13 protein-coding genes are annotated in these 16,176 nt (G+C 73.2%); 7 read left to right on the top strand and 6 right to left on the bottom strand.

Features of this window, described 5'->3' with window-relative positions:
* Window positions 1-136: 136 nt before the first annotated feature.
* From ACFQ9Z_RS25795 to ACFQ9Z_RS25775, 5 genes are read right to left on the bottom strand one after another with little or no spacing between them, the layout of a single operon-like run.
* The gene (locus ACFQ9Z_RS25795) at window positions 137-1,447 is read right to left on the bottom strand and encodes a DUF58 domain-containing protein (protein WP_383023069.1); all 1,311 of its coding nucleotides are present in this window, start codon (window positions 1,445-1,447) and stop codon (window positions 137-139) included.
* The gene (locus ACFQ9Z_RS25790) at window positions 1,447-2,436 is read right to left on the bottom strand and encodes an AAA family ATPase (RefSeq protein ID WP_383023067.1); all 990 of its coding nucleotides are present in this window, start codon (window positions 2,434-2,436) and stop codon (window positions 1,447-1,449) included. Before ACFQ9Z_RS25790 ends, ACFQ9Z_RS25795 begins: the two co-directional genes overlap by 1 nt.
* Window positions 2,436-3,632, bottom strand: coding sequence for a DUF4350 domain-containing protein (locus ACFQ9Z_RS25785; RefSeq protein WP_383023065.1), 1,197 nt, complete (start codon window positions 3,630-3,632; stop codon window positions 2,436-2,438). Before ACFQ9Z_RS25785 ends, ACFQ9Z_RS25790 begins: the two co-directional genes overlap by 1 nt.
* On the bottom strand, window positions 3,629-4,414 hold the full coding sequence (locus tag ACFQ9Z_RS25780) for a DUF4129 domain-containing protein (RefSeq protein ID WP_383023062.1): 786 nt from the start codon (window positions 4,412-4,414) through the stop codon (window positions 3,629-3,631). The genes ACFQ9Z_RS25785 and ACFQ9Z_RS25780 overlap by 4 nt, the downstream gene beginning before the upstream one ends.
* 4 nt (window positions 4,415-4,418) lie before the next feature.
* The gene (locus ACFQ9Z_RS25775) at window positions 4,419-5,813 is read right to left on the bottom strand and encodes a glycerophosphoryl diester phosphodiesterase membrane domain-containing protein (RefSeq protein ID WP_383023060.1); all 1,395 of its coding nucleotides are present in this window, start codon (window positions 5,811-5,813) and stop codon (window positions 4,419-4,421) included.
* A gap of 140 nt (window positions 5,814-5,953) precedes the next feature.
* Between ACFQ9Z_RS25775 and mtnA the strand changes: the two genes are divergently transcribed.
* From mtnA to ACFQ9Z_RS25740, 7 genes are all read left to right on the top strand, one after another.
* Window positions 5,954-7,096 (top strand): S-methyl-5-thioribose-1-phosphate isomerase, encoded by a 1,143-nt coding sequence (mtnA, locus tag ACFQ9Z_RS25770; RefSeq protein ID WP_383023058.1) that lies wholly within the window; start codon window positions 5,954-5,956, stop codon window positions 7,094-7,096.
* A gap of 305 nt (window positions 7,097-7,401) precedes the next feature.
* Complete coding sequence (gene mtrA / locus ACFQ9Z_RS25765) at window positions 7,402-8,091, top strand: two-component system response regulator MtrA (protein ID WP_187279108.1); 690 nt, start codon at window positions 7,402-7,404, stop codon at window positions 8,089-8,091.
* Window position 8,092: 1 nt separating this feature from the next.
* Entirely contained in the window at window positions 8,093-10,186 is a 2,094-nt protein-coding gene (mtrB, locus tag ACFQ9Z_RS25760) for an MtrAB system histidine kinase MtrB (RefSeq protein WP_383023050.1), read from the top strand.
* The gene (locus ACFQ9Z_RS25755; protein ID WP_383023048.1) at window positions 10,176-12,017 is read left to right on the top strand and encodes an LpqB family beta-propeller domain-containing protein; all 1,842 of its coding nucleotides are present in this window, start codon (window positions 10,176-10,178) and stop codon (window positions 12,015-12,017) included. Before mtrB ends, ACFQ9Z_RS25755 begins: the two co-directional genes overlap by 11 nt.
* 70 nt (window positions 12,018-12,087) lie before the next feature.
* Window positions 12,088-12,957, top strand: a complete 870-nt coding sequence (locus ACFQ9Z_RS25750; protein WP_383023045.1) for a ComF family protein — start codon at window positions 12,088-12,090, stop codon at window positions 12,955-12,957.
* Between the two features lie 314 nt (window positions 12,958-13,271).
* Window positions 13,272-13,964, top strand: a complete 693-nt coding sequence (hpf, locus tag ACFQ9Z_RS25745; protein ID WP_383023042.1) for a ribosome hibernation-promoting factor, HPF/YfiA family — start codon at window positions 13,272-13,274, stop codon at window positions 13,962-13,964.
* A 204-nt stretch (window positions 13,965-14,168) separates the two neighbouring features.
* Window positions 14,169-14,915: a response regulator transcription factor gene (locus tag ACFQ9Z_RS25740; protein WP_143638304.1), complete on the top strand. Its 747-nt coding sequence runs from the start codon at window positions 14,169-14,171 to the stop codon at window positions 14,913-14,915.
* A 6-nt stretch (window positions 14,916-14,921) separates the two neighbouring features.
* Here the strand turns inward: ACFQ9Z_RS25740 and ACFQ9Z_RS25735 are convergent, their stop codons facing one another.
* On the bottom strand, window positions 14,922-16,121 hold the full coding sequence (locus ACFQ9Z_RS25735) for a winged helix-turn-helix domain-containing protein (protein WP_383023038.1): 1,200 nt from the start codon (window positions 16,119-16,121) through the stop codon (window positions 14,922-14,924).
* Window positions 16,122-16,176: the final 55 nt, after the last annotated feature.

The following is a 16,176-nucleotide window of genomic DNA, read 5'->3' as shown; positions in this document are numbered from 1 at the left end:
GTACTGCAGGGGGGACCCTGTGGGAGAGTAGGACGCCGCCGAACAAATATTGGGAAAACCCCCGCATCGAAAGATGCGGGGGTTTTCTGCGTTCAGGCCCTTGTCCGGCCCCCTCGGGGGCCGGCTTTCCTTCTGGTCAGAGCCGGCCGGCGGCTTTCAGGGCCAGGTAGGCGTCCGCCAGAGCCGGGGCCAGATCGTCGGGTGTCGCGTCCACGACTGTCACCCCGTGCCGACGCAACTGCTCAGCAGTACGCTGCCGTTCGGCTTGCGCCTGGGCCCCGGCAGCGGCCTCGTAGACGGCCTCCGTGTTCCCTCGTGCCTGCGCCATGCTCGCGATGTGCGGATCGGCGACCGAGGCGACCAGGACCGTGTGGCGCTGGGTCAGCTGGGGGAGCACGGGCAGCAGGCCCTGCTCCACGGGTGCGGCGTCGAGCGTCGTGAGCAGCACGATCAGGGAGCGGCGGGGTGCCGTGCGCAGAGCGGTCGCCGTCAGCCCGCGCGCGTCCGTCTCGACGAGTTCCGGTTCCAGCGTGGCCAACGCGTTGACCAGGGCGGGCAGGACATCGCCGGCGGCGCGGCCCTGGACCCGGGCGCGTACCCGGCGGTCGTAGGCGAGGAGCTGGACACGGTCGCCGGCCCGGGAGGCGAGCGCCGCCAGCAGCAGCGCGGCGTCCATGGCGGCGTCCAGCCGCGGAGCGTCGCCCACGCGCCCGGCGGAGGTCCGGCCGGTGTCGAGGACCAGGAGGATGTGACGGTCCCGCTCGGGTCGCCAGGTGCGCACCGCGACGGTGGACTGCCGGGCGGTCGCGCGCCAGTCGATCGAGCGGGTGTCGTCACCGGGGACGTACTCCCGCAGGCTGTCGAACTCGGTGCCCTCGCCGCGGGTCAGCACGCTCGTGCGGCCGTCGAGCTCACGCAGCCGGGCGAGTCTGGACGGCAGGTGCTTCCTGCTGGTGAACGGGGGAAGCACCCGTACCGTCCAGGGCACCATGTGCGTGCCCTGGCGGGAGAACAGGCCGAGGGGGCCGTAGGAGCGGATGGTGACGCGGTCGGCCCGGCGGTCGCCGCGCCGGGTGGGGCGCAGCCGGGTCGTCACGCGTCGGCGTTCGCCGGCCGGGACGTCGAGGCGGTGCCGTGAGCCCGCTACCTCGGTGCCGGGCTGCCAGCTGCTGGGAGGCCAGGCGTCCCGCAGGTGCGCGCGCAGGGGGCGGCTGGTCGGGTTGGCGATGGTGAGCGTGACGTCGGCGGTCTCGCCGAGTCGGGTGGAGGTGTCGCCGGAGCGGGACAGGCCGAGGCGCCGCACGGGAGCCGCCAGGGCGAAGTCGCAGGCGCAGGCCAGGGCGAGGGACCCGTTGACGGCGAGGATTCCCGTCCAGCCCGGCTCCAGGATGCCGACGGGGATGGAACCGAGGGCCGCCAGGAGGGCGGCGCGTCCGGTGAGTGCCATCAGCGGGGGACCGGGACGTGGGCCAGGATGGCGTTGATGACGGAGTCGGCGGTCACGCCCTCCATCTCGGCCTCGGGCCGCAGCTGGATCCGGTGCCGCAGGGTGGGCAGGGCGAGCGCCTTGACGTCGTCGGGGATGACGTAGTCGCGGCCGGTCAGCCAGGCCCAGGCGCGTGAGGTGGCCAGTAGGGCGGTCGCGCCGCGCGGGGACACGCCGAGGGTGAGGGAAGGCGACTCGCGGGTGGCGCGGCAGATGTCCACCACGTAGGCCGTGATCTCGGGGGAGATGCTGGTCTTGGCGACAGCGGCGCGTGCCGCCTCCAGGTCGGCGGGCCCGGCGACCGGGCGTACGCCGGCGGCGCGCAGGTCGCGGGGGTTGAAGCCGGAGGCATGGCGGGTCAGGACGTCGATCTCGTCCTGGCGGGAGGGCAGCGGAATGGTCAGCTTGAGGAGGAAGCGGTCCAGCTGGGCCTCGGGGAGGGGATAGGTGCCCTCGTACTCGACCGGGTTCTGGGTGGCGGCGACCAGGAAGGGCTCGGGGAGCGGGCGTGGTGTGCCGTCGACCGTCACCTGGCGCTCCTCCATGGCCTCCAGCAGGGAGGACTGGGTCTTGGGCGGGGTGCGGTTGATCTCGTCGGCGAGCAGCAGGTTGGTGAAGACCGGGCCGGGCTGGAAGGAGAACTCGGCGCTCCGCGTGTCGTAGACGAGGGAGCCGGTGACGTCGCTCGGCATCAGGTCGGGCGTGAACTGGACCCGCTTGGTCTCCAGTTCGAGTGCCGACGCCAGTGCGCGGACGAGCAACGTCTTGGCGACTCCGGGGACTCCTTCCAGGAGCACGTGTCCGCGGCACAGGAGGGCGACGACGAGACCGGTCACGGCGGGGTCCTGGCCGACCACGGCTTTGGCGATCTCGGCGCGCAGGGCTTCCAGGGAGGCCCGGGCGTCCCCCGGGTTCCCGGTGTTCCCGGCGTTGTCAGTGGTCGGGTCCATCATGGACGGCGTACCTCTCTTTCGAGGGCGTCGAGTCGGTCGGTGAGTGAGATGAGGGCCGCGTCGTCGCCTGGCGGCGGCCCGAAGAGGAGGGAGTGCAGCTCCTGCCCGTCACCGTGGAGGTGGGCGGACAGGGCGGGGAGCAGGGCTTCGGGCGCGTGCGCCTGGGTGACGGGGACGCCGACGAGCGGGGCGAGGCGCGTGCGGGCGGCGGAGCGGAGAGCCGCGGACGCGCGATCTCGGGCGTCGGCCCTGCGGTAGAGGCGGGCGCGGCCTTCGGCGGTCTCCGAGGCGCGGATCGCGACGGGAAGTTCTTCGGGCACGAGCCGGCCGAACCGGCGTGCCCGCCAGAAGGCGGCCAGCGCCGCGGCGATGAAGAGCTGCAGGGCGCCCCAGAGCCAGCCGGACGGAAGCAGGTCGAGGAAGTTCTTCTGGTTGTCGGCGCCGGTGGCCGAGCCGTCGGCGAGCGAGGGGAGGTACCAGACCAGATGGTGACGGGAGCCAAGGAGCTGGAGGGCGAGCGAGGCGTTGCCCTGCTCGTCGAGCCGCTTGTTGTAGAGGATGCCGGGCGAGCCGAGGACGATGGTGTCGCCCTTACCGGAGGCCGCCGGGACGCGGAGCAGGGTGGCGAGGCGTTCGCTGGGGTAGCAGGAGTCGGCGTCGAGGTGGGTGGAGGTGTAGCGGATGCCGGCGGTGTCGGCGCTGCCCGCGCGCCGGGCCTCGGGCAGGGCGCAGTCCGGGGCGAGTGCCGAGCGGGCGCTGGTGGCGGGGTCCGCGGTGACCCCGGGGGAGAGTCGTTCGACGGACCAGCTTCCGGGTGCGACGAGGACGGTGCGGCCGCCGGAGGCCGCGGTGGCGGAGTGCAGCCGGGTCTGCTGCCGGTGGGTCAGCAGATCGGGGACGGCGACCAGCAGGGTGGTGTCCGGTCCGGTCGCGGCGCGTGCCGCACCGAGCGAGGTGACGACCCGGGTGGAGACGCCCCGGTCGGCGAGGAGTTCCGCGACGGCCCGGCTTCCGTAGGGGTCGGAGGAGCGCGGGTCGAGGGCGCCGTGCCGGGTCTGGGAGCGGACGGCGGCGATCGCCACGGCCGTCACCAGGAGGAGCACCACGGCGAGTGCGATGCCTCGCGAGCGCGTCCACACCTGGCGGGCGGTGGGAGACGTCGAGGTGGCCGGCAGCGTGGCCCCGGTGGTCATTCGGCGGCCCCCTGGCCGGTGCTGTGGACGGTGCTCGCGGTGCTGTTCGCGAGGTCCGGCCGGCTGCGTTCCAGGTCGTGGTCGAGTTCGGCGATGCGCTGGTACGCCTGCTCGTCGGCGCGGCGGCCGCCGTACGTGACGTCGTCGAACTGCCGGGCGGCGAAACGCAGCCGATCGGTGAACGCGGGGAGGGTTCGGCCGGCCTCGGCGGCGGCCTCGTCCGCGGTGCGGCCGGGGCGCATGTCGAGCAGGGCCCGCTCCTCCAGGGAGCGGACGATGGCCCGCATGCGCTCCTGGACGGCCTGGTTCCAGTGGCCCTGGGCGGCGTGGGCCTCGCCCGCCGCCCGGTGCTCGGCGGCGCTGCGGGGGCGGTCGTCGAACAGGGTGGCGGCGGAGACGGCCGGGCGGCGCGGAGTGCCCAGGCGCCACCACAGGGCGGCCAGGACGGCCACGGCGAACAGGACGACGACGAGGAGGCCGAGCGCACCGCCCGGTGTCGCGGCCGCGGCGGTGTCCAGCAGGTGGCCGAGCCAGTCCCAGAACGCGTTCAGGGCTCGCTGGATCAGCCCGGGGTCGTTCTCGTGGTACATCCGCTTCGACAGCTCGCGGCGCGCGGCTTCCCGCGCCGGGTCGCGCGGGATGGTGACCGGCGGCTCGTCGCCCGAGCCGCCCGCCGCCAGGGCGCTGGTGCGTGCGACGGCGCCCAGCAGGCCGCCTACGGCCGAACCGGCGGCGCCCGGCAGGGCCGGGGCCGCCGTGAGAACTCCCCCCGTCAGGCTCACCGCATCAGCTCCCCGGTACGGGGCCGGGCGCGCCGGCGCCGTGTTCCTGGACGCCTGCGGCGCGGGTCAGCTCGATGTCGAGGGCCTCGCGGCGGATGCGCTGGTCGATGTACAGCAGCACGGTGACGCCCGCGTTGATCGGGAGGGTGACCGTGGAGCCGATCACCGAGCCGATGCCGCTGATGATGAGGAAGGTCCAGCCGGCGTTCTGGCTGCCGGTGGTGAAGAAGCTCGTCATGCCGTCGCCGCTGACCGCGGCGGCGATGAGGGTGAAGGGGATCACGACGAGCGACGAGACGATGTTGGCGATGATCCCGGCGAGCAGCTGGATGCCCACGACGCGCCACCAGGAACCGCGGACCAGTTTCGCGGAGCGGCTCATCGACTTCACGATGCTCTGCCGCTCCAACATGAGCGCTGGGGAGGCGAGGGAGAAGCGGACGGTGAGCCAGATCGCGACGACGAGGGCGGCCAGCATGCCGAGGACGAGCAGGGCGACGCCGGCTCCCTCGTTCCCGCCGAGGACGAGGACGAGGATGCCGGGCAGCGCGCCGCCGAACATCACGCCCGCGGAGATGACGCCGAGCAGCAGGAGCAGGCCGAACAACTTGGGCACCTGTGGGCGGGCGTCCCGCCAGGCCTCGCCGGTGCTGACCGGCCTGCCGAGGACGGCGCGACTGGTGACCGTCGTCAGCAGAGCGGTCGCGACGATGGAGCCGATGACGGAGATCACGACCACGACGGATGTGCCGGCCATCAGCGCGCCGAGGGCCCGGAGCACCTCGCTCCCGGAGGAGGCCGGGTCGCCGAGGACGTCGGCGGTCTCGCCGTCGTTCAGCAGGAAGCCCTGCAGCAGGATCAGGCCGAGCTGGGTGACCACCGCGACCGTCAGCGAGATGCCGAGGACCGTGCGCCAGTAGGTGCGCATGGTGGAGACGGCGCCGTCGAGTATCTCGCCGACGCCGAGCGGGCGCAGCGGGATGACGCCGGGCTTGGCCGCGGGCGGGGGCCCGCCCCAGCCGCCTCCCCAGGCACCGCCGTAGCCTCCGTAACCACCGGGAGCTGCGTAGCCGCCGTAGCCTCCGTAACCGCCGGGAGGGCCGCCGTACGGGCCGCCTCCGGGGCCGCCGGGCCCGCCGCCCCAGCCCGCTCCGGGCGGCGGCGGGGGCGGCGGGGCCTGTCCGGGGCCCGGTGCGCCGGTGGGAGCGGACCACTGGCCGGGTGGCGGCTGCCGGTCGGACCACTTCGCGCCCGGTGCCTGCGGGTCCGGGCCCGGCTGTGCGGCGGGCTCGGCGGGGCCGGGGCGGTCGGCGGGTCCGGCGGGACCGGACGCGCCGGGTTCCCGCCCGTCGGGCGACGGGGCGGATCCGGGCGAGGCCCAGCCCGGAGTGTCAGTCATCGAAGCTCCTTCACGGTGCCCGTCCGCGGGCGCGGCGGCAGGTTGGCAGACATCGTGCCACGGGGTGGTCGCCGGACGACCGGCCGCGGTAGGCGCCGGACTCCTTCAATTGTCCGCCGGTTCCGGGGCAGACTGACCGCATGGCTGATCAGTACGCGCAATCCGGCGAGGACAAGCGGCCGGCCGAGATACCTGCGATCCGATGGGAGGAACCGCCTGAAGGTCCTGTGCTGGTCCTCCTCGACCAGACGAGGCTGCCGGCCGAGGAGGTCGAGCTGGTGTGCACGGACGCACCGGCGCTGGTGGAGGCGATCCGCTCGCTCGCCGTGCGCGGGGCGCCGCTGCTGGGGATCGCCGGGGCGTACGGCGTCGCGCTCGCCGCCGCGCGGGGGTTCGACGTCGATGAGGCCGCGGCGGCGCTGGAGAGCGCCCGGCCCACCGCGGTGAACCTCTCCATCGGCGTGCACAGGGCGGCGTCCGCCCATCGCGCGGCGCTCGCCACCACCGGTGACCCGACGGCGGCGGCGACGGCGGCGCTGGCCGCCGCGCGCGCCATGCACAAGGAGGACGCCGAGGCCAGCGCGCGCATGGCGGTCCACGGGCTGGCGCTGCTGGACGAGCTGCTGCCGGCCGGCGGGCACCGCGTCCTGACCCACTGCAACAGCGGGTCACTGGTGTCGGGCGGGGAGGGCACGGCGTTCGCGGTGGCCCTGGCCGCGCACCGGGCCGGGCGGCTGCGCAAGCTGTGGGTGGACGAGACGCGTCCGCTGCTGCAGGGCGCCCGGCTGACGGCGTACGAGGCGGCGCGGCGCGGCATGGCGTACACCCTGCTCACCGACAGCGCGGCCGGGTCGCTGTTCGCGGCGGGTGAGGTGGACGCGGTGCTGGTCGGGGCGGACCGGATCGCGGCCGACGGCTCGGTGGCGAACAAGGTGGGGAGCTATCCGCTCGCGGTGCTCGCCCGGTACCACCATGTGCCCTTCATCGTGGTGGCGCCGGTGACGACGGTGGACCCCGGGACTCCGGACGGGGCGTCCATCGAGGTCGAGCAGCGCCCCGGGTACGAGGTGACCGACGTCCTGGCCCCCCAGGTGCCGGTGGCGGGAGCCGGCGGCGGCCTTGCGGTGGCGCCCCTCGGGACGCAGGCGTACAACCCGGCGTTCGACGTGACGCCGCCCGAGCTGGTGACGGCCATCGTCACCGAGGAGGGCGTGGTCTCGCCCGTGACGGCCGAGGCGCTCGCGGAGCTCTGCTCCCGGTCGCGCCAGGTGACGCCGGGCTGAGGCGGGAGGCGACGACGATCGCGGCCCCTTCCGTCCGCGGCCAGGCAGCGGCCTCTTCGCCCCGGGGTCCGGGCGTGGGCGGAGGGCCGCGCAGGCTGGGCCGGCCCCAGGCGCGTGGTGCGGCGCTACTGGATCCCGCCGGGGCCGCTCAGGAGCCGCCGGTCCGAGGAGGCGACGGGCGGTCCGGTTGCGGCATGATCGACGGGTCGGGCGACCCCGGGGCAGACAGTGACGGTGCGGTGCGACTATCGTCACGGGCCAGTGAGCTGCCTCACCTGCGCCTCTGTCGTCGTTACGAGAATGGGATGATGTCGTTTATGAAGGGACGAGTCCTTGTCGTCGACGACGACACCGCACTGGCCGAGATGCTCGGCATCGTGCTGCGTGGTGAAGGTTTTGAGCCGTCTTTCGTAGCCGACGGCGACAAGGCGCTGGCCGCTTTCCGTGAGTCGAAGCCCGACCTGGTGCTGCTCGACCTGATGCTGCCCGGCCGGGACGGCATCGAGGTCTGCCGCCTGATCCGGGCGGAGTCCGGGGTGCCGATCGTCATGCTCACGGCCAAGAGCGACACCGTCGACGTGGTCGTGGGTCTGGAGTCGGGCGCCGACGACTACATCGTGAAGCCGTTCAAGCCGAAGGAGCTGGTGGCCCGTATCCGGGCGCGGCTGCGGAGGTCGGAGGAGCCGGCGCCCGAGCAGCTCACCATCGGCGACCTGGTGATCGACGTGGCCGGGCACTCGGTGAAGCGGGACGGGCAGTCGATCGCGCTGACCCCGCTGGAGTTCGACCTGCTGGTCGCGCTCGCCCGCAAGCCCTGGCAGGTGTTCACCCGCGAGGTGCTGCTCGAGCAGGTGTGGGGCTACCGGCACGCCGCGGACACGCGGCTCGTCAACGTGCACGTCCAGCGACTGCGTTCCAAGGTCGAGAAGGACCCGGAGCGGCCGGAGATCGTGGTGACCGTCCGTGGTGTCGGCTACAAGGCCGGACCGAGCTGACATGTCCGGGGACAGTGCCGCTTCGGCCCCCGGCCGGTCCGGGGGCCGTCCCGAGCGGCCTGTCGGCCGGAAGACGGCGGGTTCGCGCTGGGGACGCCTCTTCGAGGGCGGGCTGCTGCAGGGCGGGGTCCAGGGCAGCCCGGTGCTGCGTCTGTTCATGCGCTGGGTGCGACGCCCGCTGCTGCCGGTCATGCGGCTGTGGCGGCGCAACATCCAGCTCCGGGTCGTCGCAACGACCCTGCTGATGTCCCTTGGCGTCGTGCTGCTGCTGGGCTTCGTCGTCATCGGGCAGGTGCGCAACGGCCTGCTGGACGCGAAGGTCAAGGCCTCGCAGAGCCAGGCCACCGGCGGTTTCGCGGTGGCCAAGCAGAAGGCGGACGAGGCCGCCGGCGGCACGGGCACGGCCCCGGTGTCCGGCGACGACACCGACACCGCCGACGGACGCCAGTCGCAGAACGTCATCCAGTGGATGAGCGACCTCGTCGAGTCGCTGTCCAGCGGCGGCGCCGGCGCCTTCGACGTCGTGACGCTGCCCGTCGGCGACGACAGCGGGGGCGGGCGCAGCCCGCGCGGCTCCGGGTACGTGAACCCGTCCTCCAGCGTGCCCGTCGACCTGCGCGACCGCGTCAACAGCAGCACGACGGCCGCCCAGAGCTACACCCGGATCGTCTACTCCAACGCCAAGGAGTCCCAGCCGGCGCTGGTCATCGGCAAGCAGGTCAACGACCCCAACGGCAACCCGTACGAGCTGTACTACCTCTTCCCGCTCACGCAGGAGGAGAAGTCCCTGAGCCTGGTCAAGGGCACGCTCGCGACCGCGGGACTCTTCGTCGTCGTACTCCTCGGGGCCATCGCCTGGCTGGTGGTGCGGCAGGTGGTCACGCCGGTGCGGATGGCCGCGGGGATCGCGGAGCGGCTGTCCGCCGGGCGGCTGCAGGAGCGGATGAAGGTCACCGGCGAGGACGACATCGCCCGCCTGGGCGAGGCCTTCAACAAGATGGCGCAGAACCTGCAGGTGAAGATCCAGCAGATGGAGGACCTGTCGCGGATGCAGCGGCGGTTCGTCTCCGACGTCTCGCACGAGCTGCGCACACCGCTGACGACCGTGCGGATGGCCGCCGACGTCATCCACGAGGCGCGCCAGGAGTTCGACCCGGTGACCGCCCGGTCGGCCGAGCTGCTCGCCGACCAGCTCGACCGGTTCGAGTCGCTGCTCGCCGACCTGCTGGAGATCAGCCGCTTCGACGCGGGCGCGGCGTCGCTCGAGGCCGAGCCGATAGACCTGCGGGAGGTGGTGCGGCGGGTGGTCGGCGGCGCCGAGCCGCTCGCCGAGCGCAAGGGCACCCGCATCCGCGTGGCCGGCGACCAGCAGCCCGTCGTCGCCGAGGCCGACGCCCGGCGCGTGGAGCGCGTGCTGCGCAACCTCGTCGTCAACGCCGTCGAGCACGGCGAGGGCAAGGACGTCGTCGTCAGGCTCGCCGCCGCCGGCGGCGCGGTCGCCGTCGCTGTGCGCGACTACGGCGTGGGCCTCAAGCCCGGCGAGGCGACCCGGGTCTTCAGCCGCTTCTGGCGGGCCGACCCGGCACGCGCGCGTACCACCGGCGGTACCGGCCTCGGCCTGTCGATCGCCCTCGAGGACGCCCGGCTGCACGGGGGCTGGCTGCAGGCCTGGGGCGAGCCGGGCGGCGGTTCCCAGTTCCGGCTGACCCTGCCGCGCACCGCGGACGAGCCCCTGCGCGGCTCGCCGATACCGCTGGAGCCCAAGGACTCGCGGCGCAACCGGGGGCTCGACGACGCCGGCCTGTCCCGCGGCGGCGACGAGAAGCGGGCGACCGTTCCGGTGCAGCCGGGCGGCGACCGGCGGCCGCCGCTGCCCGCGAGCGCCTCGCGGCTGACCGCGGTGACGCCCGCCGTCGACCCGAGCGCGCTGCCGGGCAACGGCGCGCGCGTGGTGCCCCGCCAGGCCGGCGGCGCCCGGCGCCCCGAGGAAGGGCAGCAGGGCGCGCGGCAGGCGACCGACACAGACGCGGGCCGTGCCGATCGGACCGGATCCGAGGACACGACCGAGCCAGGGGAGGCATTTCGTGGGCGATGACCGCGAGGGGGGCGCCCGGTACCGGCCGGGGCGCGCGGTGGCCTACGCAGTCTGCGGGGCCGTTCTGCTGTCCGGATGCGCGTCGATGCCCGACAGCGGGGATCTGAGGGATGTCGAGTCCACACCGCGGCAGGACACCGGCGTGCGCGTGTTCGCCATGCCGCCCGCCGAGGACGCCGAGCCCAGCGAGATCATGCAGGGCTTCCTCGAGGCGCTGACCAGCGACGATCCCGAGTACGACACCGCGCGCAAGTATCTGACCGCCGACGCCGCGCGCACCTGGCGGCCGGAGCGGTCGGCCACGGTCCTCGCGAACGGGCCGAGCGTCGTCCCCGACCACCAGCCGGCCGGCCGGGAGGCGGCCGACACGCTCACCTACGTCCTCGCGGGCACCCGGGTCGCCACCGTGGACGCACAGCAGGCCTATGCGCCCGCCGACGGGGCCTACCGCAACCGGGTGCACCTCGCCAAGGACGCCAAGAGCGGACAGTGGCGCATCGACTCCTTGCCCCAGGGCGTCGTCATGGGCAAGACGGACTTCCAGCGCAACTACACGTCGGTCAGCAAGTACTACTTCGCCTCGCACACGACGGTCCGGACGACGGGGGAGCCGGTCGCGGTCGCCGACCCGGTGTTCATCCGCAGCAAGGTGGACCCGGTGACCCAGGTGGTCCGGTCCCTGCTGACCGGTCCCACGAGCTGGCTCGGGCCGGTGGTCAGGTCCAGCTTCCCGACCGGTACGGCCCTGCGGAAGGGCGTGTCGGGGCTCGCGCCGGACGACCGGAACAACCTGACGGTGCCGCTCAACGCCAAGGCGGCCCGGGTCGGGTCCGACCGGTGCACGGAGATGGCGACCCAGCTGCTCTTCACGCTGCGGAACCTGACGCCGACGCTGGAGTCGGTCGAGCTCCAGGGACCGGGCGGGCGCCGGCTGTGCGACCTGAACGAGGAGGGGGCCGAGACGGCCGCCTGGCACGCCTCGGCCCAGCGCCCCGACAATCTGTACTTCCTCGACGGCAAGCACCGCCTGGTGCGGCTGCCGACCGGGGCCACCGGCACCGGCACCAGCGCCGTCCCGGTGCCGGGCCCGCTGGGCCGCGGCGAGCGGCAACTGCGGTCGGTGGCCGTCTCCCGGGACGAGCACACCGTCGCCGGGGTCGACGCGGACGGCAGGAACCTGTACGTGGCCTCGCTGGAGCCGGACGGCTCGCTCGGGAACCCGGTGGTCAGCAGTCTGGGCGTGAACCCGGAGGACCGGCTCACGACGCCGAGCTGGGACGCCGGCGGCGACCTTTGGGTGGCCGACCGCGATCCGCGGGACCCGAAGCTGCTCGTCATGGAGCAGGGCGTCGGCAAACCCGTCCGGGTCACCGTCCCCGAGCTGCCCGGCCGCATCCGGGACGTGCGGGTGGCCGCCGACGGCGTGCGGGTCGCGCTTGTTGTGGAGAAGGACGGCAAGCAGTCGCTGCTCATCGGCCGGATCGCGCGCGACGAGGACTCCGGGGAACGTCCCGCGGTCGTCGAGCTGCGGTCCGCCGCGCCCGATCTGGAGCAGGTCACCGCCATGTCCTGGGCCGGGGACAGCCGGCTGGTCGCCGTCGGCCTCGAACAGGGCGGTGTCCACCAGATGCGGTACGTGCAGGTCGACGGCTCGACCCTGGACGGTCCGGCGCCGGCCGCCCTGTCCGGTGTGAAGGCGATCGCCGCGTCCGAGGACGAGCGGGTGCCGCTGGTGGCCTACTCGGAGGACGACGGCGTCGTACGGCTGCCGGCCGGGGCGCAGTGGCAGAAGGTGGACAAGGACGGGACGGCGCCGGTCTACCCGGGCTGAGCCCGGGTTGTCCACAGCGCGTCGTCCACAGGGGTGGCGGACCATCTCGGACCCCGGCACAGTGGTGCGCATGCGGGGGTGGTGGCGGGACCTGACCGACCTGGTGCTGCCGGCCGACTGCGCGGGCTGCGGGGCACCTCGTACAGCGCTGTGCGGGCGCTGCCGAACGGCTCTGCGGCGAACCGTGCCAGGCCGGGTGCGGCCGCTGCCGGAGCCGCCAGGACTGCCGGCGGTGCACGCGGCGGCCGCCTACGGGGGAGCGGTACGGGAGCTGCTCCTCGCCCACAAGGAGCGGGGCGCGCTCGCGCTGGCCGGGGTCCTGGGCGCGGCCCTGGCCGGGAGCGTGCGCGCGGGTCTCGGACCGGGCGGCCCCGCGGACGGGCCGGCGGTACGGCGCGGGCAGGCGACGGTGCTGCTGGTGCCGGTGCCCTCCGCCCGCTGGGCGGTGCGGGCGCGCGGGCACGATCCGGTACGGCGGATGGCGCTCGCGGCGGCCGGTGAGCTGCGGCGGACCGGGACACCGGCCCGGGTCGCCGCCGTACTGCGGCAGCGGCGGGCGGTGGCGGACCAGGCGGGACTCGACGCGCGCCGGCGCCTCGTGAACCTCGCGGGCGCGCTGGAGGTGACGGCGGGCGGGGCGCGACTGCTGGCCGGGGGCAGGGTGGTGCTCGTCGACGACCTGATCACGACCGGTGCCAGCCTCGCGGAGGCGGCGCGGGCCCTGCGGGAGGTGGCCGTGAGCCACCGTGATGGCGCAACCGCTGTGTACGTTGCCGCAACCCGGGAAGGTAGGGAGGAACGACGGATCGGGGCACGACCGGAGAAGGGGCAGTGGGTGCATGGTGCACCGGAAAATACGGCACGGAACGCCGCTGGAGAGACGCTCCGCGCGGCCGTGATCGCCGCTCCCCCGGATTCTTTCGAAAAGACCAGGAACTGACCGAGAAGCTGCATCGTTGCAGGTAGTAACGGGGTTAATTCACCTGAACGGAGGTACGCCGAAGTAGAGGGTGACGACATCCGCCCGGGCGAGATATGTTCGGTTGTGAGGAAAGGCGCAGGCCACACCTCTTCAATCGGAATGCCGTGCAGCGGGTTTTCCACAATCACCCGCGCCGGTGGGGTGGAGATCTCGCCCTTGGGGGAGGAGGAGGTGGAAGTCACCGAGTCCGAGGTTCCGGTGCTCACCGGGACCTGGTGCAAAAGGGAGATGCTCCGCCGACGGAGCGGAGCGATCCGGGAACGGAGTTCTGCGTGGACATCGTCGTCAAGGGCCGCAAGACCGAGGTGCCCGAGCGGTTCCGCAAGCACGTGGCCGAGAAGCTGAAGCTGGAGAAGATCCAGAAGCTCGATGGCAAGGTGATCAGCCTCGACGTCGAGGTGTCCAAGGAGCCCAACCCTCGTCAGGCCGACCGTTGCGACCGAGTGGAGATCACCCTCCGCTCCCGTGGCCCGGTGATCCGGGCGGAGGCAGCGGCCAGGGACCCGTATGCGGCACTCGATCTGGCGGCGGAGAAACTGGACGCGCGGCTGCGCAAGCAGCATGACAAGCGGTTCTCGCGCCGTGGCGCACGCCGGATCCCGGCGGCCGAGGTCGCCGACCACGTCCCCGGCGCCGCGACGCTCAACGGCAACGGAATGCCCGTTCATGAGGAAGACACGGAGGGAGTGCCGACCAAGAAGATCGGCTCGCTCGAGGTGAAGGGCGAAGGCCCCCTCGTCGTCCGCGAGAAGACCCACGTCGCTTCCGCGATGAGCCTCGACCAGGCTCTCTACGAGATGGAACTGGTCGGCCACGACTTCTATTTGTTCGTCGACTCCGAGACGAAGGAGCCGAGCGTCGTCTACCGGCGACACGCCTATGACTACGGCGTCATCCACCTGAGCACCGACCCGATGGTGACTGAGGCGCAACCGCCCGCGGCGGGCGGCACGCTGGGTGGCTGATCCACCCGGCCCACGCTGAGCCGGTGCCCCTGGAAGCGCGTGTGCGCCCCCAGGGGCACCCGTGTGCGCCCACTTGGCGCCCCGCTCGTCACCTCCGTGGCGTCCGGGCATGGAATCATGGCCGCACCGGCCCAACCGGTGGGCCGCTGCCTTGGGTTGGCGATGGCACAGGACCACAGGCCACAGCCTTCAGGGGGAGGAACGATGGCGGACACCTTCGGACCGATGCGAGGCGCGGACGCCCGCGACGCTGTCATCGGAACGGACCAGGACACGGACGCGCCACGCAAGGAGCCGATCAGAGTCCTGGTGGTGGACGATCACGCCCTCTTCCGCCGCGGCCTGGAGATCGTGCTCGCGGCCGAGGAGGACATCCAGGTCGTCGGCGAGGCGGGCGACGGCGCCGAGGCCGTCGACAAGGCCGCTGACCTGCTGCCCGACATCGTGCTGATGGACGTGCGGATGCCCAAGCGCGGCGGGATCGAGGCCTGCACCTCCATCAAGGAGGTCGCCCCCAGCGCGAAGATCATCATGCTGACGATCAGCGACGAGGAGGCCGACCTCTACGAGGCGATCAAGGCCGGCGCCACCGGATACCTCCTCAAGGAGATCTCGACGGACGAGGTCGCCACCGCCATCCGCGCGGTGGCCGACGGGCAGTCGCAGATCAGCCCGTCGATGGCCTCGAAGCTCCTCACCGAGTTCAAGTCGATGATCCAGCGCACCGACGAGCGCCGGCTGGTGCCGGCGCCGCGGCTGACCGATCGTGAACTCGAGGTCCTCAAGCTCGTCGCCACCGGGATGAACAACCGGGACATCGCCAAGGAGCTGTTCATCTCCGAGAACACGGTGAAGAACCACGTGCGCAACATCCTGGAGAAGCTGCAGCTGCACTCCCGGATGGAAGCGGTGGTCTACGCGATGCGGGAGAAGATCCTCGAGATCCGCTAGCCGGACTCAGCCGAGCAGAACCGCGAGTTCCCTGGCCAGAGGCTCGCGCAGCTCGGGCGCGTCCACGCGCTCCACCCGGACGTCCGTGCAGTCCACCCAGGTCGCCGCCTCGACCAGCGCCTGGGCCACCGCCGGGACCGCCTTCGCGCCGTTCAGGGTGACCTGCCGGGCCACCAGCGTGCGCCCCTCGCGGGCCGGGTCGACGCGGCCGACCAGCCGGCCGCCCGCCAGTACCGGCATCGCGAAGTAGCCGTGCACCCGCTTCTGCTTGGGCACGTAGGCCTCGAGGCGGTGGGTGAAGCCGAAGATCCGCTCCGTGCGCGCCCGCTCCCAGACCAGTGAGTCGAACGGGGAGAGCAGGGTGGTGCGGTGCCGGCCGCGCGGCGGCGCGGCGAGCGCGGCCGGATCCGCCCAGGCCGGCTTGGACCAGCCCGCCACCTCCACCGGCACCAGACCCGAGTCGGCGATCACCGCCTCGACCTGCTCGCCCTTGAGACGGTGGTAGTCCGCGATGTCCGCGCGCGTGCCCACGCCCAGGGCCTCCCCCGCCAGCCGGACCAGACGGCGCACGCACTCGGTGTCGTCCAGTTCGTCGTGCAGCAGCGCGTCCGGGATCGCCCGCTCGGCCAGGTCGTACACCCGCTTCCAGCCGCGGCGCTCGACGCACACCACCTCGCCGTACATCAGGGCGCGCTCGACGGCGACCTTGGTGCCGGACCAGTCCCACCAGTCGCTGGTCCTCTTGGCGCCGCCCAGCTCGGTGGCGGTGAGCGGGCCTTCCGTGCGGAGCTGCTTGATGACCTGGTCGTAGACCCCGTCGGGAAGCTGGTGGTTCCAGTGCGGGCGGTCGCGGTAGGCGCGCCGGCGGAACGCGAAGTGGGGCCACTCCTCGACGGGGAGGATGCACGCGGCGTGCGACCAGTACTCGAAGGCGTGGGGCGCCGCGGACGTGCCCTGCGCCGGTGTCTTCCAGTAGGCGGCCTCGACGGTTCTGCGGCCGACCGCGCCCAGCCGCGCGTAGGGGATCAGCTCGTGCGAACGGGCGAGCACCGAGATGGTGTCGAGCTGGACCGCGCCGAGGTGGCGGAGCACCCCGCGGACGCCGGCCCGCCGGTCGGGCGCGCCGAGGAAGCCCTGGGCCCGCAGGGCGATACGGCGGGCGTCGTCCGCGGTGAGCGTGGTGGTGGGACGCGGAAGGGTCGTCATGGGTCGGACGATAGAGGCCGGCACTGACAACGGGGCACTGACCGCGGTCTCACCG

It is taken from the genome of Streptomyces sp. NPDC056580, assembly GCF_042793175.1.
Classification (GTDB): domain Bacteria; phylum Actinomycetota; class Actinomycetes; order Streptomycetales; family Streptomycetaceae; genus Streptomyces.
This window is presented reverse-complemented; position numbering and strand designations above follow the sequence as displayed.

Excerpts from the sequence above, each read along its gene's own strand:
- ACFQ9Z_RS25750 (WP_383023045.1), top strand. The coding sequence starts at position 12,088 with ATGCGGGGGTGGTGGCGGGACCTGACCGACCTGGTGCTGCCGGCCGAC.
- ACFQ9Z_RS25785 (WP_383023065.1), bottom strand. The coding sequence starts at position 3,632 with ATGACCACCGGGGCCACGCTGCCGGCCACCTCGACGTCTCCCACCGCC.
- ACFQ9Z_RS25795 (WP_383023069.1), bottom strand. The coding sequence starts at position 1,447 with ATGGCACTCACCGGACGCGCCGCCCTCCTGGCGGCCCTCGGTTCCATC.
- mtrA (WP_187279108.1), top strand. The coding sequence starts at position 7,402 with ATGATGTCGTTTATGAAGGGACGAGTCCTTGTCGTCGACGACGACACC.
- ACFQ9Z_RS25740 (WP_143638304.1), top strand. The coding sequence starts at position 14,169 with ATGGCGGACACCTTCGGACCGATGCGAGGCGCGGACGCCCGCGACGCT.
- mtrB (WP_383023050.1), top strand. The coding sequence starts at position 8,093 with ATGTCCGGGGACAGTGCCGCTTCGGCCCCCGGCCGGTCCGGGGGCCGT.
- ACFQ9Z_RS25790 (WP_383023067.1), bottom strand. The coding sequence starts at position 2,436 with ATGGACCCGACCACTGACAACGCCGGGAACACCGGGAACCCGGGGGAC.
- mtnA (WP_383023058.1), top strand. The coding sequence starts at position 5,954 with ATGGCTGATCAGTACGCGCAATCCGGCGAGGACAAGCGGCCGGCCGAG.
- ACFQ9Z_RS25735 (WP_383023038.1), bottom strand. The coding sequence starts at position 16,121 with ATGACGACCCTTCCGCGTCCCACCACCACGCTCACCGCGGACGACGCC.
- ACFQ9Z_RS25775 (WP_383023060.1), bottom strand. The coding sequence starts at position 5,813 with ATGACTGACACTCCGGGCTGGGCCTCGCCCGGATCCGCCCCGTCGCCC.